At 41.8% G+C, this 25,482-nt stretch carries 24 protein-coding genes and 1 pseudogene; 1 reads left to right on the plus strand and 24 read right to left on the minus strand.

What is annotated here, in order from left to right; translation table 11 throughout:
* Positions 1-69: 69 nt before the first annotated feature.
* The 7 genes and pseudogenes from BrL25_RS02435 to BrL25_RS02465 all read right to left on the minus strand — a co-directional run bounded on the left by BrL25_RS02435 (position 70) and on the right by BrL25_RS02465 (position 7,247).
* Positions 70-804 (minus strand): YheC/YheD family protein, encoded by a 735-nt coding sequence (locus BrL25_RS02435; RefSeq protein ID WP_018671768.1) that lies wholly within the window; start codon positions 802-804, stop codon positions 70-72.
* Positions 804-1,931 carry a 2-aminoethylphosphonate aminotransferase gene (locus BrL25_RS02440; protein ID WP_018671769.1) on the minus strand — a complete coding sequence of 376 codons (1,128 nt, stop codon included), beginning with the start codon at positions 1,929-1,931 and terminating at the stop codon, positions 804-806. Before BrL25_RS02440 ends, BrL25_RS02435 begins: the two co-directional genes overlap by 1 nt.
* Positions 1,919-3,097 carry a phosphonopyruvate decarboxylase gene (gene aepY, locus BrL25_RS02445; protein ID WP_018671770.1) on the minus strand — a complete coding sequence of 393 codons (1,179 nt, stop codon included), beginning with the start codon at positions 3,095-3,097 and terminating at the stop codon, positions 1,919-1,921. Before aepY ends, BrL25_RS02440 begins: the two co-directional genes overlap by 13 nt.
* Positions 3,098-4,006: a phosphoenolpyruvate mutase gene (gene aepX, locus BrL25_RS02450; protein ID WP_018671771.1), complete on the minus strand. Its 909-nt coding sequence runs from the start codon at positions 4,004-4,006 to the stop codon at positions 3,098-3,100.
* Between the two features lie 254 nt (positions 4,007-4,260).
* Positions 4,261-5,118: a DegV family protein gene (locus BrL25_RS02455; protein WP_018671772.1), complete on the minus strand. Its 858-nt coding sequence runs from the start codon at positions 5,116-5,118 to the stop codon at positions 4,261-4,263.
* 18 nt (positions 5,119-5,136) lie between these two features.
* Positions 5,137-6,869, minus strand: a pseudogene (locus tag BrL25_RS02460) (DAK2 domain-containing protein).
* A gap of 12 nt (positions 6,870-6,881) precedes the next feature.
* On the minus strand, positions 6,882-7,247 hold the full coding sequence (locus tag BrL25_RS02465; RefSeq protein ID WP_018671773.1) for an Asp23/Gls24 family envelope stress response protein: 366 nt from the start codon (positions 7,245-7,247) through the stop codon (positions 6,882-6,884).
* 229 nt (positions 7,248-7,476) lie between these two features.
* Between BrL25_RS02465 and rpmB the strand changes: the two genes are divergently transcribed.
* Positions 7,477-7,665 (plus strand): 50S ribosomal protein L28, encoded by a 189-nt coding sequence (rpmB, locus tag BrL25_RS02470; RefSeq protein ID WP_003341540.1) that lies wholly within the window; start codon positions 7,477-7,479, stop codon positions 7,663-7,665.
* Positions 7,666-7,944: 279 nt separating this feature from the next.
* Here the strand turns inward: rpmB and spoVM are convergent, their stop codons facing one another.
* From spoVM to coaBC, 17 genes are all read right to left on the minus strand, one after another.
* A complete protein-coding gene (spoVM, locus tag BrL25_RS02475) occupies positions 7,945-8,031 on the minus strand; it encodes a stage V sporulation protein SpoVM (protein ID WP_035292591.1) in 87 nt (28 codons plus the stop codon).
* A gap of 23 nt (positions 8,032-8,054) precedes the next feature.
* On the minus strand, positions 8,055-8,231 hold the full coding sequence (locus BrL25_RS24630) for a hypothetical protein (protein WP_018671774.1): 177 nt from the start codon (positions 8,229-8,231) through the stop codon (positions 8,055-8,057).
* Between the two features lie 224 nt (positions 8,232-8,455).
* Positions 8,456-9,172: a thiamine diphosphokinase gene (locus BrL25_RS02480; RefSeq protein ID WP_018671775.1), complete on the minus strand. Its 717-nt coding sequence runs from the start codon at positions 9,170-9,172 to the stop codon at positions 8,456-8,458.
* 263 nt (positions 9,173-9,435) lie between these two features.
* Positions 9,436-10,158 carry an amino acid ABC transporter ATP-binding protein gene (locus BrL25_RS02485; RefSeq protein ID WP_018671776.1) on the minus strand — a complete coding sequence of 241 codons (723 nt, stop codon included), beginning with the start codon at positions 10,156-10,158 and terminating at the stop codon, positions 9,436-9,438.
* A complete protein-coding gene (locus BrL25_RS02490) occupies positions 10,151-10,822 on the minus strand; it encodes an amino acid ABC transporter permease (protein ID WP_018671777.1) in 672 nt (223 codons plus the stop codon). The genes BrL25_RS02485 and BrL25_RS02490 overlap by 8 nt, the downstream gene beginning before the upstream one ends.
* Before the next feature lie 56 nt (positions 10,823-10,878).
* On the minus strand, positions 10,879-11,691 hold the full coding sequence (locus BrL25_RS02495) for a transporter substrate-binding domain-containing protein (RefSeq protein ID WP_018671778.1): 813 nt from the start codon (positions 11,689-11,691) through the stop codon (positions 10,879-10,881).
* 588 nt (positions 11,692-12,279) lie between these two features.
* A complete protein-coding gene (locus BrL25_RS02500; protein ID WP_018671779.1) occupies positions 12,280-12,693 on the minus strand; it encodes a YjdF family protein in 414 nt (137 codons plus the stop codon).
* A gap of 198 nt (positions 12,694-12,891) precedes the next feature.
* Positions 12,892-13,539 carry a ribulose-phosphate 3-epimerase gene (gene rpe / locus BrL25_RS02505; RefSeq protein WP_018671780.1) on the minus strand — a complete coding sequence of 216 codons (648 nt, stop codon included), beginning with the start codon at positions 13,537-13,539 and terminating at the stop codon, positions 12,892-12,894.
* On the minus strand, positions 13,533-14,432 hold the full coding sequence (gene rsgA / locus BrL25_RS02510) for a ribosome small subunit-dependent GTPase A (protein WP_018671781.1): 900 nt from the start codon (positions 14,430-14,432) through the stop codon (positions 13,533-13,535). Before rsgA ends, rpe begins: the two co-directional genes overlap by 7 nt.
* A gap of 18 nt (positions 14,433-14,450) precedes the next feature.
* A complete protein-coding gene (gene pknB / locus BrL25_RS02515; protein ID WP_018671782.1) occupies positions 14,451-16,457 on the minus strand; it encodes a Stk1 family PASTA domain-containing Ser/Thr kinase in 2,007 nt (668 codons plus the stop codon).
* On the minus strand, positions 16,439-17,227 hold the full coding sequence (locus BrL25_RS02520; protein WP_018671783.1) for a Stp1/IreP family PP2C-type Ser/Thr phosphatase: 789 nt from the start codon (positions 17,225-17,227) through the stop codon (positions 16,439-16,441). The genes pknB and BrL25_RS02520 overlap by 19 nt, the downstream gene beginning before the upstream one ends.
* A gap of 6 nt (positions 17,228-17,233) precedes the next feature.
* A complete protein-coding gene (rlmN, locus tag BrL25_RS02525; protein WP_018671784.1) occupies positions 17,234-18,304 on the minus strand; it encodes a dual-specificity RNA methyltransferase RlmN in 1,071 nt (356 codons plus the stop codon).
* Between the two features lie 200 nt (positions 18,305-18,504).
* Positions 18,505-19,866 (minus strand): 16S rRNA (cytosine(967)-C(5))-methyltransferase RsmB, encoded by a 1,362-nt coding sequence (gene rsmB / locus BrL25_RS02530; RefSeq protein ID WP_018671785.1) that lies wholly within the window; start codon positions 19,864-19,866, stop codon positions 18,505-18,507.
* A 4-nt stretch (positions 19,867-19,870) separates the two neighbouring features.
* Entirely contained in the window at positions 19,871-20,824 is a 954-nt protein-coding gene (gene fmt, locus BrL25_RS02535; RefSeq protein ID WP_018671786.1) for a methionyl-tRNA formyltransferase, read from the minus strand.
* Positions 20,825-20,828: 4 nt separating this feature from the next.
* Complete coding sequence (def, locus tag BrL25_RS02540) at positions 20,829-21,308, minus strand: peptide deformylase (protein ID WP_018671787.1); 480 nt, start codon at positions 21,306-21,308, stop codon at positions 20,829-20,831.
* 48 nt (positions 21,309-21,356) lie between these two features.
* Positions 21,357-23,837, minus strand: coding sequence for a primosomal protein N' (priA, locus tag BrL25_RS02545; protein WP_018671788.1), 2,481 nt, complete (start codon positions 23,835-23,837; stop codon positions 21,357-21,359).
* Between the two features lie 6 nt (positions 23,838-23,843).
* Positions 23,844-25,100, minus strand: coding sequence for a bifunctional phosphopantothenoylcysteine decarboxylase/phosphopantothenate--cysteine ligase CoaBC (gene coaBC, locus BrL25_RS02550; protein WP_018671789.1), 1,257 nt, complete (start codon positions 25,098-25,100; stop codon positions 23,844-23,846).
* Between the last annotated feature and the right edge of the window lie 382 nt (positions 25,101-25,482).

Raw genomic sequence — 25,482 nt, forward strand, 5'->3', positions numbered from 1 at the left:
TACATGAACCTTACTATTCTAATCTGATCCATTGAAAGACCAACCCTTTACTTCCAAAATCCCTACTTATCAACCCTTTTGATATGACCTAATTCGATAAACCATAGCTTTATCACCCAGCTTGCGGAAGTGAGAAATAGCCGGGTAATGATTTGTTTCAATAATCCAAACTCGACCATTCTTATCCAATCCCATATCCATTCCATACGTACGATGCGATGGGAATGCTATTCTCAACCTTTTTGCGGACAATAAAGCCACCTTATTAACATTGGACAGGAGATGTCGTCGCGAATGATCTTTAAGAGAAGATTTTTGAAGCGCAGTCTCAACGTGCATCATCTTTCCTTTACTCCTTGTATTATTGGTGACGATGTAACCTTTACCAGCTACTTTCGCTGCTTTAGCAGTAATGTTCCACGAGTTAGAATATTTTCTGCGTTGCACAATGATCCTCATATCAAATGGACGTTTGCGGACTGTAGCAAGAGAAATTCGACGTTGAATCATATAAGCAGACGATCTGATTTTGTTTTTTAGATAATGATAAGTCCGTCTTTTCCCTTTTATTGTCTTCTTTTTATTCTCACTGTGTATTTTATATTTACGATTCCCTAACGAAGATACTTGAATTACGCCAGCCCCTCCCTTTCCCAAGACAGGCTTTAGAATCACTTTGCCATATTGGTTGATAAAATCCCAAAAAGCACTTTTTGTCATCCGTTGCGTTTCCGGCAAGTACGGTGCTACTTCTCGAAACTGTTTTAAAAATAAATATTTTGACCATTTATTTCTTGCTCTCATTAGGCATCTTCCTTTTCAAAAGGATAACGAATGGCTTTTAAGTAACTTTCTAATATACTCAAAAAATCTTCCATATCCTTATAGGTAATATCCCCAATATTTGCTATCCTGAATGTTTTTAACTCTGCAGATTTACCTGGATATATTGTAAATCCTTGTTTGTACAAATAGTCATGCATTTCATTGAAATCGTATCCATTACAATCAGGTTCAACAATAGAAGTAATGATTTTGGAATGATGTTTCCTTGGAACAATATACTTCAGGTTAAGTCTGGCAATCCCTTTTATTAACGTTTCCCATGATTCGGCATATCTTTTGTATCTTCCCTCTACTCCCTCCTCTTTCAATTCGTCGATCGCTTGCTTTAGTGCATAGAGGGTCTGTACAGGAGGTGTAAAACGCATTTGGTGGGACTCACAAAAAAACTGATATTGTTGATAGAGATTTAAATAATAATTTTTTGTTTTATAGTGCCGGATACATTCCAATTTGTTTCGATTTGCAATGACAAATGCGACACCTGCAACACTCTGAAGATTTTTATTAGAGCTTGCAGCCAAAAAACTAATATTCATTTTGTCCATATGAATCGGAATGGCCGCATATGAGCTCATCGCATCTACGATCATATCAATGCGATGTTTTTGGCAAATGGCCCCAATAGCCTCAATATCGTTTAAGAGACCAGTAGACGTTTCATTGTGAACTACGGCTAGATGGGAGATTTTTTTAGAGGAGTTTTGAATCAGCTTTTCTAATGAAATTAAATCGATTCCAGCATCATGAGGGCTAGTGAATTCCAAGAGGTGCAAATCGTAGGCTTTAGTAATTTCACACATTCGCTTTCCGTACGCACCATTGTTAATGACGAGCACAACATCATCACTCACCACAGAGCTAATAATAGCTTCAACAGCTGCCGTTCCTGAACCGCCAAACAATACAGTAGTGTAATCCTTGGTATCAGCAACCAATTGGGTAAGCTCTGTAGATACGTATTCCATCAGATCACCAAACTCTGTTTCACGGGGGCAAATATCAGGAACAACTTGGGCGAATTTCACACGATCTGTTGTTGTGGCGGGACCAGGATTCAATAAGATATTTCTCTTCACGATCTGCATATGATATCCCCCTCCACAAAATGGGATACCTTGCTGCAGCGTACAAACGCCTGCAACCGTTCCTTTACTTCATAAGGCTTTATGCTTGGGCGACCAAGTTGCTCTAAGGAACCTTTTGAAATTCTCATATAGAGAAAAGTCAGGCCTCGCGTTTGTTTCCATTCTCTGATGGCGCCTTCTAATTCTTCCAAGCTATGAATATAAATGGATTTCATATACCCACAAGCAGAAGCAATTTCCACGAAATCAATCGTATTCGATACCGTGCTTTGTCCACCCGTAGAATCATGGACATTGTTATCAAGCAGAATATGAAGCATATTGATTGGAGCATAGAACCCGTTTGTAGCCAAACTCCCCATACGCATAAGCAAGGAGCCATCCCCATCAATGACGACAACCTCTTTATCCTTTTTGGTTAGCGCCAAACCGAGTCCCAGAGAACTAACGCATCCCATAGAACCTACCATGTATAGATTATTGTTAGCATCCTCAATCTCATATAGTTCCCGTCCCGTTTTTCCAGTTGTAGCAAGCTGGATCGTTTGACTGTCTTTTAAGGAATTAATAACGGCCAACGCTTCATAGCGCTTCGGAACATCCTCTTGTTTATTTTTTGTGATTTTATGAAAATGGTGCTTTACAAAGGATTCTTGTTTGAGCAGGTCAACTTTTTCGAATGTCTTCTGTTTTACAACAAAGAAAAAAGAATGATTATCTTCCACATATTCATTAGCTCGATCGATCTGCCGCTTTGCTTCCTCTACATCAATCGATAAAAATTCCCATTTTATCTGCATTAAATCCAATAGCTGTGTCGTTATTTTTCCCATTAATTCATGCTGCGGCTCATCTTGAATTCCCTCTTCTCCTCTCAAACTGACAAAACCAAGAACAGGAAGACGAAAAGGATGGTTGAGTGATACTAAAGGGGAAACAGCATTGGTCAGACCGGAATTTTGCATGAAAACAACTGCTTTTTTTCCTCCTAACGCTACTCCAGATGAAATAGCTATAGCTTCGCCTTCATTGGTAGCTCCCACATAATTGCATTCATTTTTGACATAGTTAATAAAATCCTTTAAAAATGAACAAGGAACCCCACAATAAAATTGGAATCCCCGCTTTCTCAATTCATTCACAAACCAGTTCGTGTTTAGCACCATTCAATCATCCTTTTTACATACAGGATTTGTAAAGTCATTTGTGGGTAGATATTTCTTTTCCGCTTCCTTCAGTTCATCCGCATGTTGCAGTCGGAATACATCGTCTAGCGTTGCCAAATTTTCTTCCACATGGATGAGGCTTTTCTCTTCAAAGATTTGTTTCGATGTTTGCTGCATGGCAACAATCGAAGATCTTAAATTGTGGTTCGCCCATATGACCATACTCACACCCAGTTCTTCAAATTTGTCTACCGGTGTCGTGTAATATTTAGTCGGTACGATCACAACAGGATGTCTGAACTCCCATTCTTTCATGAAGGCCTCAATTTCGGTAATATCTGCTCTTTTACTGTGAATCAGAATAGCGTCAGCTCCTGCTTGTCGATAAGCTTCTGCCCTTCGTAATGATTCTTCCAATCCCCATCCTGCAATGAAAGCCTCCACTCTTGCAACAACGACAAAATCCTCATCTGTTTGACTATCCTTCATCGCTTTAATCTTTCCGCAAAACTCGTCAATATTGGCAAGCGGCTGCATTTCACTTTTTATAAACGAATTGGTTTTCGGAAAAAGCTTATCTTCAATGCATACGCCCGCTACGCCCCTTTGCTCTAATTTTTTTACCAATCTTCTTGCATTATTGAAGTTCCCATAACCTGTATCGCCATCTAGCAAAATTGGTACAGAAGTTGCGTCACTCATAAACTCTAATACATCTAGCACTTGGGTCCAAGAGGCCTCATTGTTGTCCCTCACTCCCAAGGAAGCCGAAATGGTTAAGCCACTTGCCCAAATTCCTTTAAAGCCGCAATTCTCTGCAATTTTTCCTGATATTCCGTTATGTGCCTCCATTAAAAATTCAATTTCTGAGGAATGAATAAGATGCTTTAATCGTGTTGTTTTTTTCATACGAACCTCCATCCCATTTGGAGTATCTTATTATTTTTTATCTTTATCTTATGAGTAATTATAATCTGTGTGCGCACATGTTTAGCTCAGAATTCATTCACGGTATTTTATTATGCTAGATAACCCCCCTTAAACTTATTGTATGATTACACAACAAAAAACACCTTACCTAATCGCTATCTACACGATTCAAGCAAGGTGCTCCCTTATTCTTCTGGTTTGTTGTCCGTGAACGTTTGCTAAATGTTTTATCTCTACTCTTTTACCATAGCGCAGGCAATTCCACCTGGTCCAATGTGTGCTCCGATTACAGGACCAATTTCGGATATATAGGTTTCAATTACCTGAAATTCCTGGGTGACTCGCTCTTTTAATGCCTTCGCTTCTTCTAACGCATTTGCATGCATGATTGCTACCTTTACCCTCGCATCTGCAGCATAGGATTTTAGTTCGTCCATCATCCTAGCCACTGCTTTTTTATTGCCACGCACCTTGTCAAAAGCATACACAGCACCGTTTGCATCTAACGACAGGATAGGCTTAATGTTTAAAAGCGAACCAATAAATGCGGAAGCACGACCAATTCGACCGCCTTTTTGCAGAAACTCCAGAGTGTCGATAATAAAGAAATTTTGCATTTGCCCAATCATCCGGTCCACTTCATCAAGAATTTGTTGTTTAGAGCGTCCTGCACGAGCCATTTTGGCAGCTTCAACAACAAGGAGTCCCTCAAACATAGCGCCCTTCTTAGAATCAATAATCGTCAAGTCCAATTCTTGTTCAAGCATACCCTTTCCAATAACAGCAGATTGGTACGTGCCCGATAACTGACTGGACAACAAAATAGCAATGATACACACATCCGCACCATGCTTATCACTAATGTCCTGGAATTTTTGAGAGAACTCTACTGGTGATGGCTGAGATGTTCTTGGAAACACATCGGATGAGCGCAAGCGCTCAAAAAACTCGGTAGAACGCATAGTGATCCCATCCAAAAAAGTTTCAGCACCAAAGCTCACCTTCAAAGGAACGATCTCAATACCTAACTCTGTAACCAGAGCCGGGTCAATATCTGACGCACTATCCGTAACAATTACAATAGGTGACAACGTAACATTACTCCTCTCTTACTCAACAGCAAAAATGAAAGGATAAAGTGGTTGTCTACCAGAAAGGATCTCAACTTCCACATCCTCGAATGAATCCGCTAGCATTTCTTCTAGCAGGGCTCCCTGTTCTTCGGAAGCACCTTCACCATAGATAATTGTGACTAGCCCAGTCTCTTCATCTACCATTTCGTTCAAAAGCTCCTGAGCACTGGCCATCATGTCTGATTTTGCTGTAATGATGGTTCCCTCGTTAATTCCAATAAAGTCACCTTCTGCAATCTCGACATCCCCCATTTTGGTATCTCGAACCGCATGAGTAACCAGCCCTGTTTTTACTTGCTCCAGCGCTTTTGTCATCATTTCTTTATTGTTCTCTAAATCTTCTCCGCCATTAAATGCTACCAACGCTGCCATCCCTTGTGGCACACTCTTCGTCGGGATAACTGCCACAGGTACACTTGCCAGAACAGCCGCCTGTTGTGCAGCCATGATGATGTTTTTGTTGTTTGGTAAGATAATTATTTTTTCGGCGTGAAGTTCTTCAATAGCTTTGATGAAGTCTTCCGTACTTGGATTCATGGTTTGTCCACCTTGTACCACTACTTGAACTCCTAAGCTTTGGAAAATCTCCACGATTCCGTCCCCTGCCGCTACCGCAATAATACCATAAGGTACTGGGGCCGCTTTCTCTTCTATAGCTGCCACAGGTGTTCGTGCAACATGTGCTTCCTCAGGAGTGGCGTCAGCTATTTCTTCACGCAAGATATTAGAATGCTGTTCACGCATGTTATCAATTTTAATTCGATGTAGGGAACCGAATTGCTGTGCATAATTAAGCACATTTCCTGGGTGTTCAGCGTGGATATGTACTTTCACAACATCCTCATCAGATACAACTAGCAATGAATCTCCCATTGTATCTAATTGGGTACGGAATGTTGTTTCAACAAAAGGCTTTTTATTCGCTTCTGTGCTTCCAGTCAGATACACCATGAACTCGGTGCAATATCCATACAGAATGTCTTCTGTTTTTAATTGAGATTGAGCGCTATGCTTCTCTTCTACAAGATCATTCATATTCTGTATCGTAGTAGTTTCACCAGGCATCTGTTTTTGCTCAACAGCCTTTTCGCCATGTAGAGAACGAACAAAGCCCTCATAGATGTAAACTAATCCTTGTCCACCGGAATCAACAACGCCTACCTCTTTTAATACAGGCAGATATTCAGGGGTTTGACTTAATGTAAGCTTTGCCTGTTCAAAGGTTTTGTCCATCACAGTGAGGATGTCATCTGTCGTGCGAGAGATTTTAACAGCCATTTCAGCAGCTTCACGTGCTACGCTACGGTAAGAACAGTACCCTCAACCGGTTTCATTACCGCTTGATATGCTGTATCCACACCCATTTTTAATGCATCTGCAAACGTGCGAGCATCGATGGATTCCTTACCTGCTACCACCTTGCTAAATCCACGGAATAATTGAGACAAAATAACGCCTGAATTTCCGCGGGCTCCCATTAAAAGTCCTTTTGCCAACGCCTGAGCTGAATTACCGATGTGTGCAGACTCTTTACGGGAAAGCTCTTCTACACCAGCTGTAAACGTAAGATTCATATTTGTACCTGTATCGCCATCTGGAACAGGGAACACGTTTAAAGCATCTACTATTTTGTAGTTCGTATGCAGGTTATTGGCGCCTAGATAAACCATCTGACTAAATTGCACGCCATCAAGACGCTTTTGTACCACTACATTTCCTCCTTACAGTTCACGGTCTGTTCTGACCCCTTGGACATATATATTAATCGCCGATACCTCGACTCCTAGCGTTTGCTCGAGTGTATATCGCACACGGCTCTGCACATTGCCAGCCACTTCAGAAATCTTTGTACCATAGCTTACAATAATATGCAAATCTAAGCTAACCTCGTTATTCTCATTGCGAACAACGACGCCTTTACTCAAATTATCCTTTTTTAGAAGTTCAGCAATACCGTCCTTTAACGCTTTACGGGAAGCCATGCCCACTAGACCAAATACTTCCATGGCAGCTCCACCAGCAATGCGAGCAATTACTTCCTCGCTAACGTCAATTTTTCCAAGAGATGTATTCATTTCAACTGGCATTCAAGGTTCCTCCTTTTACAAAAGACCAATCCGTATAATGGTATATCTTGTACTTCACCCCATTCTACTATAAGTAAAGTGTGATTTGAAGGTTTTTTCATTTGTCGAAATAGCCACAGGGAATTTCCTGTCAAGTATTGCAATTGACAGCTTGCTATGATACTATGATTCAAGCTGTTCTTATGCCCGTATTGGGCTTGTTTAATAGCTTCAAGGGAGGTGGATGTAAATGTCACGTAAATGTTTTGTTACTGGAAAAACAGCGAAAGCTGGTAATGCGCGTTCTCACTCTATGCGTGCTAGCCGCCGTACTTGGGGTGTTAACGTTCAAAAAGTGCGCATCCTTGTTAACGGGAAACCAAAACGCGTTTATGTAAGCACTAGAGCTTTGAAATCTGGTCTTGTAACTCGCGTATAACTCAGCATAAGCTGAGCTAGAAGCGAATCAGTTCTTTGGTTCGTCATAGAAATGGGTCTGTCTAGTCTTTGACTGGATAGGACAACGTTGCACTTACATGGAACATGTAAAAAAAGCACCTTTCTTGGGTGCTTTTTTTATTTACTATTATTATCCCCTAATATGGGACTCATCATAAATACCAAGGCATTCACCTTCCATAACTACAGGGTGAATGCCGGTTTAAAATGCTGATGGGCAATCGAATGTCGCCTCTCATCTGAGCCACATCCTCAGCGTTTACTTGGCTTTCTTATTGAAAGCTTCAATCATGGCGCGAACCATACCACCTAGAATTTTCGGCAACTTGATCGTATAGAAACGCATTTTGACCCCTCCTTACTCCGGAATTACTTGTGATGAAATAAAAACCAGCCTGCTGCTATGAGTGCTGTTCCCAAAATGGCATACCACACCCAGAGGGGCATCGTATTCAAAATGAGGATAAGTCCACCCACTCCAAAAATGACTCCGAGAACGCGCTTGATTGCCATCCCCTGCTTCACGTGAAACGAGCGAAAACTCATACCAGGTCGCACCCCCCTTAGGCTTAATCCGTAACAAAGCTATTACATACATATTCCGAAGAGGGTCAAACATATGTCCAGTATGCCGGGGAAAAATAGAAAAACTTCATCACGTAAGAATAATACCTACCTACCTGATATTTATATGCGCCCATATTTCATTTGTTGCTAGTTTTTCTAGAAAAATCGTAGCAGTATGTAGAAACAGGACTTGTGCAAAGCGCTTACCGATCTCTAGCCGCAATTACAAATAAATCCCCTGATGCACGTTCTATTTTGCCATATTCATTTGCCCATTCATTACTAACGCCAATAGAGGAACCAAATGGAATAGTTGCATCCGTCAATGGATAGGCAAAGCCTGTTAGATTGATGCCGGTCACCTCAAGGGAAGCTGGCACTAAAGACAGAAACTCACCGGAGTGTCCGCGAAGATTTACGCTTGGAAAATGATCCGATAACAGCATGACACGATTGTGCCGATTTACAATCTCCATCCAGACACCTTCGAGATGAGCCTTTTTTAACAGGGACAAATTTGCGAGCGAATGATCTAATCTACTACCTACCGCCCCGTACATTACGATTTTGAAGCGATGAGCTGGATATAAATGCACAACACCGTCTTCGCTATCTAGTGTAGAACCTAGATCACGTAAATGTTCTCGTGCAGCCTCCACAGCGATCTCTACGGCAATTTCTGTGTCAGTGGCATTCTTCATGGCTGAGAACTTTTTAATAGCAATACCCGCTTCCTGAAGCAGTCTAAGCCCCTCTTCCTGAATGGTATCGAAATCCCCCACGGCAATATGTGGAATCATCCCTCCTTCTAGTAAAGCAATCGCTCCCCCATCCACTCCAATTAATAAGTCCTCTCTCTCCATCTGCGGAAGCATATCAAGATCTCCGCCTGTGCAAATATGTATAGTAAAATCAATCATTATTTTTACATCCCTTTCTCTAGTAGGTGCCTCTTAGTCGTTTTTTCATATCAAACTTGTTTTTAGCTATTTTAGTAAGCTACTCTATATTGTACGGTCGCTACTAGGGGAAGTAAACGCAAGTCTGGTATAAAACAATCGAAAAAAACAAAAAAACCTCTTGCCTATTCTTTTAAGAAGAAATAGACAGAGGTTTATTTTACTTTCTTTTTAAACGTAAAGTACGAATAGAATATTGAGTAGATTGCTCTTATCTTGCCCCACTATAATACTTTTTCCAAAAACTGACGGGCACGTTCACTTGTGGGGTGCGTAAAAAACTCCTGTGGGGGAGCATCCTCTACCAGCAGGCCGCCATCCAAAAACAGTACGCGATCTGCCACTTCCCGAGCAAAGCCCATCTCATGTGTAACAATCGCCATTGTCATACCAGAATGCGCTAAGCTTTTCATAACCTCCAAGACTTCTTTTACCATCTCTGGATCAAGGGCAGATGTAGGTTCATCAAATAGCATAATCTCTGGTTCCATCGCTAAGGCCCGTGCAATCGCTACACGTTGCTTTTGCCCACCAGATAAGCTACTTGGATAGACACCTGCCTTATCGGATAGTCCAACGCGCTCCAAAAGCTCCATTCCCTTTTTCTCCGCAACCGCCTTGGTCATTCGTTTTACCTTGATTGGTGCATACGTCAGGTTTTGTAATACAGTCATATGAGGAAATAAATGAAAATGCTGGAATACCATTCCCACTTTCTGCCGAATGACATTAATGTTCCCCTTAGAATTGGTAATATCTACCCCGTTGATCATTACTTGTCCCTTTGTCGGCTCTTCTAGCATATTCATGCAACGTAAGAACGTAGATTTTCCCGAACCCGATGGCCCAATAATAGCCACTACGTCTCCTTTTTTAATAGTGGTACTGATTCCTTTCAGAACCTCCAATTTGCCGTACGCTTTATGCAAATTCTCAATTTTAACCATTACGACGCAGCCTCCGTTCCAGCCATGTAGACAGTAGCGTTAAAATCATGACCAAAATATAATACTGTAAGCCTGCAAACACCAAAGGCTCAAAGTAAATATACAATTGCCCCTTAACCACATCAGCACGGCGCAAAATCTCTGCCACTCCAATAACTGATACTAATGAAGAATCCTTTAGTAAGGTAATAAATTCATTCATGATGGCAGGTAAAATATTACGAATCGCCTGAGGGAAAATAATATCCTTCATCATGCGAGAGTATGGAACCCCCAATGCTTTGGCCGCTTCCCACTGCCCCTTGTCTACAGCCAAAATTCCAGCACGCATGGTCTCTGACAAATAGGCTGCAGAGTTCAAGCTAAAAGCGAGAACGCCAGCAAATAAGGCTGGGATTTGATAATCCGTTAATTGCGGAATTGCATAATAAATTAATAAAAGCTGTACTAGTAAAGGTGTACCGCGAAAAATGCTTGTATAAAAAGCAGCAAATACCTGTAAAAATTTGCTATTAGATATTTTACATAAGGTTAAGATTGTTCCTAGAATAAATCCGAAAAAAACGGATAATACCGTAAACTGTAAGGTAATCCCCATACCCTCCAGCATGTAGGGAATATGTGGTGTAAGCAATGAAAAATCTATTGGTACGGTAGTATTCATGTCTTGTGTTCACCTCTGCTTCATCATCTTTGCCCTGTAAAAAAAGCAGACTGGGATTATTGTCCCAGCCATTTTTTAATCAGTTTGTCCATTTCACCGTTTTCTTCCATTTTTTTCAAGATTTCATTAAACTTTTCCACATGTTCTGATCCTTTTGGGAAAGCAATCGCATAACCTTCTGTATTATTAGTTGTCATAACTGTTGATTGTAAAGTGGGGTTTTTTTCCAGGAATCCTTGTGCGATGGTATTTTCCACAACAGCTGCCGCAGATCGTCCCGTAATAACCTCTTGAATGATTTCCCCCATTTTATTTAAGGAAACCACCTCAACACCACTAACCTCTTTAGCAATCACTTGAGCAGCCTTTTCTTGCATGGACCCAATTTGAGCGGCTACCCGTTTGCCTGCTAATTGTTCTGGCTTGGTAATTGGCGAGTCTTTTTTACTCACTAATGTATTTTTTGCTTCATAATAATTAGTAGAGAAATCTACATTCTTCTTACGTTCAGGGGAAGTGGACATACCCGCCATTACGAAGTCTGCTCGTTTTGATTGAAGAGCAGGAACCAAGCCATTAAAATCTGTATCCACTACTTTTAATTCATATCCAAGTTCCTTTGCAATGTAGGTAGCAATATCGATGTCCATTCCCACAATCTGATCATTACCATCCTTTGTTTCATGGAATTCATAAGGATAGTAATCAGCTGACGTGAACATCGTTAAGGTTTTAGCTGCTGTTTTATCTGTGTTTCCAGCAGTTGTATTTCCATTGTCCTGACTAGCAGAACCACAACCTGTTAATAAGGAAACAGATAATAAAGTTGATAAAGCAAGTGCTGCAAATGTTTTTATAGGTTTTCTCATGATAATACCCTCCAGTATGAAACACCGATGATCTACGATGTATATAATCCAAATTATTTACGAAACACTGAAAACTTATATTTATAATACCACATGTATAAAAATAAGAAAGTAAAATTTAATAATATTTTTTTGTATTTTATAAAGTAAAGTATTTATCTGATCATGATTCTTCTATGTACTAGCTTCATTTCTAACAAAATCTTTGTATAGTGTGCGATCAAAACTGATCATCTATTCACATATACTCGCCTTTATAACCTCGTGAGTAGCACCTTTTATGCATTTTTTTGTTTTTTATGCATTATTTATGCATAAATAACTGTTCTTTATAAAATTGCTACATAAAAATAGTAGCTATTATGCATGTAAAAATAAAAATGCGCACCTTTTAGCTTCAAAGTGCGCATTACTATTATTCACACTGTCCAAAAGCTGTAACTATGATTGCATTCCGTTGAAATGTCATTTAGCCTGATCCTTGATAAGGAAAAAAGACCCGGTACAAAAATGACCAATTTTGTTACCTTCAATCCATGCTTTTTTCAACTCATTGCTCATTAAAGTTGCATATACAACCTTAGATTCTTAGTGTCCACGATGCTTCTCTTTTGCTTTCCTTCTTGCTACCTCTCTCTTGTATGTAGCTATTTCCTCTTTTCGTTCCTTGGAGAGAACCTTTCTTTCTTTTTTCCGTTTTTCTAAATCTTGCTGAATGGCTTGTTCGGCTTTTGTTGAGACTCCTCGATTATTTATTTCTTTTCTTGCTTCTCGAATCATTCGTTTTGGATTTATCCTTCGTTCTTTCTTATCAAGTGCTAAAACGGCGGAAATTGTCGCCCTATCCAATAAGTCCCGTAAATCCTTTTGTACAAATTCCAGTATTTCTGCATCCTTGGGTTCTGCACCAAACAAATTTCTAGCTGCTTTCAACTTGTTTTTCTCTTCGTACTCAATGACACCTACCCAAAATTGTCCGTCATACAGGACCGTAAGCTTCATAAGCAATCCTCCCCAAAATATATTGCTGGTCATCATCGTTTGTTTATTTTGATCTCATTCATCTCGCTTTCCTATCGCCATAATATGGTAATAATTTATTATAATATATTTTACTCTCAAACGATGTCAAAAGTGCGTGAAACAGTAACAAAAAAAGGATGCTCTCTTTTGTAAAACAAGAGAATCATCCTTTTTTTGTTACCCGCGAATCTCAGCAATCGCCTTCGCTCGATCTGTTTGATTATAAACAGCAGAACCTGCAACAAGTACAGTCGCACCAGCATCTTCACACAAGCGGGCTGTTTGGGCATTTACCCCACCATCAATTTCAATGTCAACATGGGAGAGACCACGTTCATTTAATAAATAGCGTAAATCACGTACTTTTGGTAATACGCTATGTATAAATTTCTGGCCACCAAAGCCTGGGTTGACAGTCATCAATAAAACCAAATCCAAATCTTCTAGCACATGTTCGATCGTATGAATTGGAGTTGCTGGGTTTAGAACAACCCCTGCTTTTACATCTTGTTCTTTAATGTGATGAATGGTCCGATGTAGATGTCGACAAGCTTCCTGATGAACCGTGATGTAATCTGCTCCACTTTTGGCAAATTGAGCGATATAACGATCTGGTTCTTCAATCATCAGATGTACGTCCAGTGGGAGTTGTGTGATTGGACGGATCGCATCCACGATCAAGGGACCTATCGTAATATTAGGGACAAAATGACCATCCATTACGTCTACGTGAATCCAGTCAGCCCCTCCACGTTCAACGTCTTTAATTTCGTCTCCCAAGCGAGCAAAATCAGCTGATAGAATAGATGGTGCGATTTTTACCATTGTTTGTTCCTCCTCAGGTATTCTCTCAACTCTTCCATGAACTGTAGATAATGTTTATAACGATGTTCAACGATTTCACCAGCTTGCAAAGCCGCCTGAACAGCACAGTTTGGTTCCGTTATATGCAAACATCCTCGGAACTTACATTCATCGCTTCGTTGCTCAAAATCACGGAATGCTTGCGCCAAATCTAGCTCGGTCATATTGATAAAATCTAATGAACTGAATCCAGGTGTATCAGCGACGTAGCCACCTTCCTTTAGTGGTAGTAGCTCTACGTGGCGAGTAGTGTGTCGACCACGTCCTAGCTTTTGGCTGACTTCTCCTGTTTGTAGGCTTATTCCTGGAAAAATAGCATTTAGCAAAGACGATTTACCTACTCCTGATTGTCCAGCAAATACCGCTAGCTTTCCGATCAACTCTTCACGTACTTGTTCTACACCACGCTTGTCAAGAATGGAGGTGGGAATCACTCGATATCCCACCTTTTCATAATCCGCTACAAGCCTTTTGCATTCTCCCTCTTCCAACAAATCTGCCTTCGTAATAACGATAATTGCCTCAATGCCAGCATGCTCTGTATGCACAAGGAATTTATCCAATAGCAACGGACTCATGTCAGGCTCTTTAGCAGAGAACACCAAGACAGCTAAATCAACATTGGCAATAGAAGGGCGAATCAGCTCACTTGTTCGCTCTCCTATCCCCATCACATACCCATCTCGATCATTTGGTGCCTCAAATACGACCCAATCGCCAACTAAAGGGGTAATCTTTGCCCCTTTCTTTTTAAACAAGCCACGCGCACGGCATTGGACGATCCGCTCTGGATTCGCTTGATCGGCCACGTAATAAAATCCACTTAATGCTTTTACAATTCGCCCTTCTGGCATGCAGGTACCTCCAGCGTTTTACGGATACGATTGATAATCAACATCCACGGTATTGATTGTCTCACCATTCTTTTTGACTTCAATCTTTGCGTTCGTTTCTGGTGATAAGACTACTTCAACGTTAAAGTCAGTGCTTTCTGATATAGTTTGATGAATGGGTTTCTGTTCTTTTTTCCGAGCATCGTTCACAACAATTTCAATTGTTGCAGAAGGTACATCGACAGGATCATGCTCGACATGAACAGGAACACTTACAATCTTAGCATCAGAAGGCCATTGTCCACTACTTACGACAAAGTTAACCTGCGTTCCTTCTTCAACTACAGAACCAGCAGGTGGATCTGTTGAGAGGATAACACCCATTTCCCGGACCTCATAAGAACCTTGATCCTTGATATCTCCTATTTTTAGTGATTTGTCAAGCGTCAATTTAACTAACTCAAAAGACTTACCCACGAAATTAGGTACCTTTGTTCGTTTTTTCCCTACACTAACTGTTAAAGTCAAAATTTTATCCACAGGAGCAATTTTAAGATCTGCAACCGGATCCTGATTTATTACCTGACCAGCTGGCACATCACTACTTTCTTCTGTAACAATTTTTACTTCCTTAAAGTTATCTAAATGCGCCTTTTGTTCCGCTTCTCGTTGAGACATACCCACGTAGTTCGGAGTCGGAATTTGTTGTTTCCCTTTACTAATCATTACATTTACCGTGCTATTTTCTTTGACACGCCTTGTTGCCGCTGGGTCTTGTTCAAAAACCTTACCCTTCTCTTCAGCATTAAAGGCCTCAGTAAACGCAGCACTTAATCCAGCATTTTTTAAAGTAGTCTCGGCTTGCTCCATCGTCATTCCTATCACATTAGGTACATCTGTTTCTGGAACAGTGAGTAGCTTCATTGCAAGATTAAAACCAAAAATGGCCAAAACAACGAATAGAACAGCGATACCAGACCAAAGAAGGCTTCGTTTCCACCAGATGCCCTTTTTCTTGTTAGCCACGTTCTCCTCCTCCTCTTCCTCCTCGTCTCTATATCGCTCCTCCGGGATTCCTACCTTTTGAGGAGTACGGGTAGGATAGGTTCTCGGTTGATAGCTATCTTGTTTATTCTTCACCAGCATATCTGGCGTGATTGCTGAAATGACCCGTGTTTCTTCATCATCTATATCACTTGCAAACGTAAGTTTTGATTCATGGCGTCTCTCTGTTGACAAGCACGTTTCCAAGTCTTCATACATTTCCCGTGCAGATTTGTAGCGTTGGAATGGGTCCTTAGCCAAAGCACGAATAATAACATTCTCCAAGCTTTGTGGGATAGCTGGATTTAATTTACGTGGCTCTGGTAATGGATCTTGTAAATGCTTGAGCGCTACGGTAATTGGAGAATCTCCTGAGAATGGCAACGTGCCCGTAACCATTTCATACAGCACAATTCCGAGGGAATAGATGTCTGATTTCTCCGCGGTAATTCCTCCACGGGCTTGTTCTGGTGAAAAATAATGGACTGAGCCAAGTACAGAACCCGTCTGTGTAATCGTCTGTGAGGTAACCGCACGGGCAATCCCAAAATCGGTTACTTTCACACGACCATTCGTTCCAATCATGATATTATGCGGCTTAATATCTCGATGAATGATCTGGTTTTGATGGGCGTGATCTAATGCGTCACACACCTGCATCGCAATTCGAACTGCCTCACTCATCATCATGCCGCCTTGAGCTGTAATAATCTCCTTTAATGTTGAGCCTTCGATATATTCCATCACCATGTAATGAATATCATCATCTTGCCCAACATCATAAACATTAACGATATTATGATGCGAAAGACTTGCTACCGCTTGCGCTTCTCTGCGAAATCTCTCTACAAAGTCTTCGTCCGTGCCAAATTGGGGTCTTAGCAATTTGACGGCAACGATTCGATTTAACACAAGATCTCTGGCTTTGTAAACAATAGCCATTCCGCCGCCACCAATTACTTCCTCAAGTTGATAGCGCCCACCTAGTCGCTGACCTTGCATTCTCCTCCCCCCTCTTTCTCACAGACTTGCGAAGGCTTCTTTCTATTACGTATGGCCACACAAGTAATATTATCTTCTCCCCCTGCGTCCAGAGCATATTGAACGAGTGCGTCCACGCTTTGTTGCAGAGGTACCGGTTTAGCTAACCATTCCTCCATGATATCTTCTGGTACTTTATTGGATAATCCATCTGAGCAAAGCAGCACAACCTCTCCATCTGACCACTCAAACTGTCCGAGATCAATTCGAACATGATCCTCCGTACCAAGAGCTCTCATCAGGACGTTGCGCTGAGGATGTAGGGACGCCTCCATTTGATTAATTTGCCCACTTTTTAACAATTCCTGTACAAGGGAATGGTCCTCTGTATGCTGAATCAGCTCATTTTCCTTATAAAGATACAACCGACTATCACCAATGTGTGCTGTGACCCCGGCATCATTTCCTACTAGAGTAGCAACGACCGTGGTTCCCATCCCGTTACACTCAGGATGAGCCTCAGCATACTCGTACACCTCTTGATTAGCAAGAAGTAAAGCATCCATCAATAATTCTCGCTCTTCTAGTGGAGCCATGTTGTGCTCAACTTTTTTCATTTCTTTTAAAATGCGTTCAACCGCCATTTTGCTCGCAACATCGCCAGCTTGATGACCTCCCATGCCATCTGCGACAACTGCAAGTACACGTCCAGCCAGGTCAACTGCGCAGGCATAAAAATCTTCATTTACTTGTCGGACGCATCCTACATGCGATTTCATCGCTATTTCCATACTTTATCACCCTGCCGTTTCTTTCGCGTGTTGCGCACGCAATTGACCGCAAGCAGCCGCAATATCACTGCCATGCTCTCGTCTAATTGTAACGTTTATACCGCGATCGTCTAAAATGCGTTTAAAGGTGAAAATATCATTCTTAGCCGTTCGAACATAATCACGTTCAGGAACGTAATTAACAGGTATTAAGTTAACATGGCAAAGCATATCACCAATTAACTCAGCCAATTCTTCCGCATGGTGCGGCTGATCATTCTGTCCACCAAACAGTCCGTACTCAAAAGAGATACGACGCCCTGTTTGAGCTACATAATGACGACAAGCTTCCATTAATTTTTCCAATGGGAATCCACGGTTGATCGGCATTAGCTTACTTCTTAGCTCCGTGTTAGGAGCGTGAAGAGAAATAGCCAGATTCACCTGACCTCCACGTTCGGCAAATTCATAAATCTTTGGCACAATTCCACTGGTGGAAACCGTAATATGACGTTGACCTATATTTAATCCACGGTTGTCATTAATGATGTTCAAGAAGGATAACAGTGGTTCAAAATTCTCAAATGGTTCGCCAATTCCCATTACAACTACATGACTTACACGTCCTTCATCTGCATCTAGGGCGCGTTGGGCTTGCAATACCTGAGCCACAATCTCTCCAGCATCCAGGTTTCGCTTTAAGCCACCCAATGTTGATGCACAGAACGTACAGCCAATGCGACAGCCTACCTGTGTTGTTACACATACGCTATTTCCGTAATTGTGACGCATGATTACTGTTTCAATGGCATGACCATCTATCAGTTGGAATAAGAACTTGATTGTTCCATCCGCTGATTCCTGACGTGTGATTTCGGTTAACGCTTTGATACGGAACTGCTCATTTAATTTATCGCGCAAGGCTTTCGACAGGTTACTCATCTCTTCAAATTCTGTTACTCGTTTTACATATAACCAGTCAAAAATTTGTGCAGCACGAAATGCTTTTTCCCCGTTCTCTTCTAGCCATTGTTTCATTTCTTCAAGATGCAAGCTATAGATCAAGGGTTTATTGTCTGTAAATGACGTAATGTTCATTGTAAGATTCACCTTTTTACTAGTCGTAACTACATGTATTTGGGAGTCAGAAACAAACCCCATTCACTCATTGTACCCTTTGTGACGGAAAAGGAAAAGTGGAAAGCCGCAATTGCAGATTTCCACTTGACTTTTTTTTTCACAAAGAGACCTGATTCCTGCCACCTGATATAGCCTGTTAAACCAGTTCAGTATTTAATTTAAGTACGAACACGTTTTAATCTGGCAATAAAGAATCCATCGCTATTAAAGTGGTGTGGCAAAATCTGTACATACCCCTTCGTTGCATCCACTTTTTCGGTTATGCCTGTAGGTAGGTCTTCTGTCAATGTTTTGTCCAGCTCAAACTCTGGATATTGAGCGATAAAACGATCCACCACATCTTGATTTTCCTGAGAATCGATCGTGCATGTACTATAAACGAGATAACCATCTGGTTTAAGTAAAGGAGCAACGCGCTCCAGTAAATCATACTGAATCTCAGAGATCGCTCGTATATCCTCTGTTGTCTTATTCCATTTCAGGTCAGGCTTGCGACGAATGACACCAAATCCGCTACACGGAGCATCTAGTAAAATCCGATCAAATTGACCTACGTTACGATCTGGCAAATCGGCCGCATCCGCTACCATTGTTGTAATAATATTAATTCCTAGGCGTTTAGCATTTTGCTCAATTAGCTCGCGTTTATGAGGATGTACATCGCAAGCTAGAATCTCTCCTTGATTACTCATCAGCTCTGCAATATGAGTCGTTTTCCCCCCTGGAGCCGCACAAGCATCCAGAACTCGCAGGTTTGGAGTAAGGTGCAAAGCAGGAGCTACTAGCATAGAACTTTCGTCCTGAATGGTACAAAATCCTTCTCGAAACCAAGAAGAGCCTGCTGCATGCCCACTGTGTAACAACAGGGCATCTGGCGTTAGCTCAGATTTTGTAGCCTCCGGGAATGCTTCTTTCATTTCTTGTAACAACGCATCGGCTGATGTTTGCAAACGATTCACTCGAATGGTTGGCATAGGCGCTTGGTTATTACTGTTACAAATTGCTTTGGTGGTTTCTTCACCATATTGTTTAATCCAACGCTTTACCAGCCACTCTGGATGTGACTCAGTTACCGCAATTTGTTTTGTTACACCTTTAGGTAGCTTCTCCCATGCCTCTGGTTGGCGAAGGATATTGCGCAAAACCCCATTTACCAATGAGGAAATGCCTTTGTGTCCGCGCTTTTTAGCAATTTCAACTGCTTCATGTACAGCTGCTCGATCTGGAACACGATCCAAAAAACGAACCTGATACAAGCTCATCCGTAATAATTGTAGAACCCAGCCCTGGAGTTTTTTTGTGCCACCCTTTACAAATTGACCAATCACTTCATCTAACGTCATTCGGCGTTGAATTGTTCCATAAACAAGTTCGGTTACCAAACCTATATCTGCTTTGGAAAGACCTGCTTCACTTAAAGCATATTTTAATTCTAGGTTACTATAGGATTGGTTCTCTTCTACTCGGACCAGAACATCTAGAGCAACTTCACGCGCTGTTGTACTTCTCGTTTTTGACACGAATCTATTCTCCTACTTTCGAACCTAAAGCAATGGAAGCGCCTGCACCGCGTAAGAAATCATACACGCTCATTCGCTTTTTGCCTTCTGGTTGGATTTCTTTCAAGATAATACTTCCTGCTCCACAAGCAATGATTAGGCCATCTTCTGTTCGGTCAATGATGGTTCCAGGGGTAGCTAATTGGCCAGCTAGCTCCACCACTTCTGCCCACCAAATTTTCCACACTTTTTCTTCAAACGTAGTAAAGGCAACAGGCCATGAGTTCATACCACGCACCTGATTATAAATTTCCTGAGCCGATTTATTCCAATCTAGTCGCTCGTTCTCACGCTTAATGTTAGGCGCAAAGGTAGCCTCCTCATGGTTTTGTGGCTCTGGTGTGATCTCACCATTCAATAGCTTTGGCAACGTATCGATCAATAAATCTGCGCCGGCTGTTGCTAGCTTTTCAAACATGCTAGCTGCTGTATCGCGCTCTTCAATCGGCACAATCACTTTCGAGATCATGTCACCTGCATCCAGAGCTTGTACCATATACATAATGGTAACCCCTGTCTCTTTCTCGCCATTGATAATGCTGGCATGAATTGGCGCACCGCCACGATATTTTGGTAGCAAGGAGGCATGTATATTAATGCATCCATGTTTAGGAGCTTCCAATAATGAGGTAGGTAAAATTTGACCATAGGCAGCTGTTACAATCAAATCGGGACGAGTGGCATCCAACACGCTTTGAACGGCTTCGCTCTCCCTAATTTTTTCCGGCTGATAAACAGGTAACCCATAACGAAGTGCTAGCTCCTTTACCGGAGGAGGGGTCAGCACGCGTTTTCGGCCGACCGGACGATCCGGTTGTGTGACAACACCTACAACCTGATAGCCATTCGTGATTAAGGCTTGCAAGCTTTGTGTAGAAAAATCAGGGGTTCCCATAAAAAGAATTCGAGTATCTTTCAAGACCCTAAACCCCTTCCTTGCCCTCTGTTGCAGGATATACTTTTTCGGCAATGTCAATGAATAAAACACCGTTCAAGTGATCCAGTTCATGTTGAATACAACGAGCTTCTAGATCGTCTACCTCTAGTTCATAGAAGTTACCGTCACGGTCTTGTGCACGCATTTTCACCAGCATATGGCGACGAACATCACCATGTAGGCCTGGGATGCTTAGACACCCCTCCGGATAATTCTCAAATTGCTCACCGCTAAACTCAATGATTTCAGGGTTGATCGCTTCTACATAGAAATCGCCGCAATCCATCACGAATACTCTTTTAGAAATACCTACCTGTGGGGCCGCAATCCCTACTCCGTTTGCTTCGTACATTGTATCTTTCATATCATCAAGCAATTTGTGCAGGTTACTGTTAAATTTCGTTACCTGTATTGCTTTTTCTCTTAAAATAGGATCAGGATGGTTTACGATGTTGCGAATTGCCATAAAAAGGCCTCCTTTATCTATATCCAACATAAGTAGCATTTGATCTGATTAGAGTAGCATCTGTGGGTCGACATCTATCGTGGACAACACTTTGTTTTGTTTCATCCAATCATCAAAATGTAGCGTAGTTTGCGCCAATAGATCAAATATTTTCGGTTCATCACGATATTTTAACATGATCTGAAACCTAAATCTATCTTTGATCCGGGCAATTGGCGAGGCCACAGGCCCCAATATAACGGTTGTCTGTGCCAGCCGCGGTCGTAGATAAGCAGCGTACTGTTCCGCAGCCCGAATCACCATAGGAACATCTTCATGCGAGAATGTAATCAAGACTAGACGATAGAATGGCGGGTAGCCCGTTTTCTTACGATGGATCATCTCAGCTTGATAAAAGGATTCATAATCGTGCCGAGTTGCATGTTGGATGCTGTAATGTTCAGGTGTATATGTTTGCACAACTACATCCCCAGTAAGCTCATGACGACCTGCTCGCCCCCCTACCTGGGTTAGAAGCTGAAACGTTTTTTCTGCCGCGCGAAAATCCGGCAGGTATAAGGAAGTATCAGCCGCTATTACTCCCACTAGCGTTACACGTGGAAAATCAAGACCCTTCGCAATCATTTGTGTACCTAATAAAATATCACCTTGACCAGTACGAAACTTGTTCAGTAATGCTTCGTGTGCTCCCTTCTTGGAAGTGGTATCCACATCCATCCGAATGACGCGAACACCGGGAAATAATTTAGCCAATTCTTCCTCGACCTTTTGTGTACCTGTACCAAAAAAACGAATGTGATCGCTTTGGCATTCTGGACAATGCTTTGGCTGAGAAATGGTATACCCACAGTAATGACAGCGAGCTGTATGATTTGTTCGATGATAAGTAAGTGAGATATCGCAATGTGGACAAGCCAATGTATATCCACAGGAACGGCACATGACAAAAGTAGAGAAGCCTCTACGATTCAAAAAAATAACAATCTGTTGTTGCTTTTGAAGACGATCCTCAATCATTTGATGCAAGGTCCTGCTAAACATGGATCGATTCTGATCTCTCATCTCTTCCCGCATATCAACCACATGTACTTTTGGAAGAGGTCTATTCCCTACCCGCGACTTCATGGATAACAAGTCATAGCGTCCTCGTGTTGCCAATGCATAGGTTTCCAAAGCGGGTGTAGCACTCCCCATAATAAGCACACCTTTATTGGTTTGTGCTCGCCACATGGCCACATCCCTAGCATGGTATCTTGGAGTCTCTTCCTGTTTATAGGAACCCTCATGCTCCTCATCCATGATGATCAGACCCAGATTACGAAAAGGAGCAAAGATGGCCGAACGAGCTCCGACTACAACCTGTACCTGCTGCCGCAAAATTTTGCGCCACTCATCATATCGCTCTCCTTGTGATAACGCACTGTGTAATACAGCTACATTATCACCAAAACGTCCCTTGATTCTCTCTACCATCTGAGGTGTCAACGAAATTTCAGGCACCAAAAAGATTGCTTCTCGACCTTTCGCTAACGTATGTTCAATTGCTTCCATATACACTTCTGTTTTACCGCTACCCGTTACACCATGTAGCAGGTAGGAATGATATTCTTCTTGCTCGATGGAACGCAAAATGGCCGCTAAATTATGTTCCTGTTCTTCCGTCAATATATGCTTTGGCGGTGGTGAAAAAGTACGATTGGCGTAAGGATCTCTGCCTACTTCTTTCTGCTCTATCGCTATCCAGCCTTTTTGTTGCATCGTTGTAAGCGTCGAACGTGTAATAGATAGCTTCTCTATTACATCCTTGATTGGATATGACTCTCTTATTTCTTGTGCCTGTTGCTGATTCAACAGAAATTCAAGTACATTTCGCATCCGATAGGAACGCTTTGGTATGTTCTCCATGAGCTCCCATGCTCTTATCTCATCGATTGCTAGCTGTATATGCGCTACTTTTTTATGTGTCAGCCGATCTTTCACCTGATATTCACTAACGATTAATCCACTTTTAATCCATTTGGGAACTAGCTTGCTATCTACAGGGAATTGTTTCTCTGCTTCTGCTTGCAACAGGCTTCCTTGATGTACTAAATAGTGTAACAAAGGATGTTTTGCTACTAGTTCTTCATTCACTTCATCTGCGAGCATGTACCATTTTTCTGTTTTACCTTTTAAAACCGCCGGCAACATCGCAGCAATCGACATAGTAAGTGGGCATAAATAGCGATGGCTCATCCATTCTGCCAAATGAATTAATTCAAGGGAGAGTGGCGGAACATCGTCTAATACCTTTTCAACTTCTTTTATTTTTAACATGCCCGGACCATCGGGGTCATGATCTATCTCTTGCCCTTGTATCAATCCAATGACATACCCTTGAACCTTACGAGGCCCAAATGGTACAACAACACGGCTTCCCACTGCAATCAACGGCTGTAGCCACAAGGGAACAGCATAGTCATACGGTCGATTGGTGCGAATTGTTGGGACATCTACAATGACTTTTGCTCTCATTTGATGATTACTCATGTGGCATCACGACTCTTGAACTCCTGCTTGCAAATTCTGTTTCATTGCATCTAAAAGGCGTTCCGCTACGTCCCGCTTACTCATTTTATTGAGACGAATAGGTGCTTGATCTTGTTGATAGATCGTTACAATATTGGTATCAACACCCATACCAGCACCTTCCTGTAACACATCATTTGCTACAATCATGTCCAAGTTTTTGCGACGCATTTTATCTAGCGCATGCTTCTCGACCTCCTGCGTTTCCGCTGCAAAGCCGACTAGCATTTGATGTGTTTTCTGTTCTCCTAACGTACGAAGAATATCTGGAGCTTTTACTAATGAAAGCGAAAAATCTTCGCTCTCCGTTTTCTTTACCTTATGCGTGTACACTTGTTCTGGACGATAATCAGATACAGCAGCTGACTTGATCACAACATCCGCCTGTGGATAAACCTGTAAGACTGCATCCAGCATTTCTTGCACCGACTCGACCGGGACAAAAGTAACTCCAGAAGGGATGGAAAGGGCTGTAGGCCCGCTAATTAACGTAACATCTGCACCACGATCACGAGCTGCTTCTGCAATCGCATAGCCCATCTTTCCGCTCGAGTAATTTGAAATATAACGTACTGGATCAATTTTTTCGCGGGTAGGTCCTGCTGTCACAACGATTTTTTTCCCTTGTAGGTCCTGATGAGATGCTGCATGTACTGATTTCGTAGTTACTTCTTTCTGTTCAAAAAAACGAATAGCCGCTTCTACAATTTCTTCAGGTTCGGCCAAGCGCCCTCTGCCAACCCATCCACAAGCCAGCATTCCCTCATTAGGCTCTACCATCGTCACTCCATAGGAAAGCAAGCGTTGCATATTAGCTTGGACAGCAGGATGATTATACATATTTACATTCATAGCCGGTGCTACCATGACGGGAGCAGTCGTAGCTAATAACATGGTTGAGAGCATATCATCAGCAATTCCGTTTGCATATTTTCCGATAATGTTAGCTGTAGCAGGGGCGAGTATGACCAAGTCAGCTCGATCCGCTACATCTATATGAGAGATTACTCCTGGAACCGGTTCCGTAAACGTATCCGTATAAACAGGGCGATGCGATAATGCTTCAAATGTAATCGGTTGTACAAATCGGCAAGCATTAGCCGTCAACACGACGCTTACCTTGGCTCCTGCCTGTGTCAATTTACTTGTTAAGGCCGCCGCTTTATAGGCGGCAATTCCACCGGACACACCCAGAACAATCTCTTTATGTTGTAAGATACTCATGGTACAGCTCCTTTCACGCCATCCTACGCAAAAAAACAACCTTCAAAAAGTGGTTGAGTGTTTTGCATGCATTACAGTTATCGTATAAATTTTATTGTTATATTGGCTTTCTCTGCTTTCGAGTATATATTTTTTATAACCTTTTGTAACCTCTTTTACCTATTTTGGTCTCAATTTTGCCCCAATTGTACATTCCCCTCTCCACCATCATGAAGCAATTTCCTCACATATCATTAACTTGCACAGCTGAGATTAATCACAAAAACCCCTGCGTAATAGCAAGGACTTTGTTTGGTTGTCCATTTATTTATTATGAAGGTCTACAAAAATTGTAAAAATCTCACCATTACCATTAACCCCTATACGTATAGCATCTTGCTTA

This window comes from Brevibacillus laterosporus DSM 25 (assembly GCF_002706795.1).
In the GTDB taxonomy this organism is placed as follows: domain Bacteria; phylum Bacillota; class Bacilli; order Brevibacillales; family Brevibacillaceae; genus Brevibacillus_B; species Brevibacillus_B laterosporus.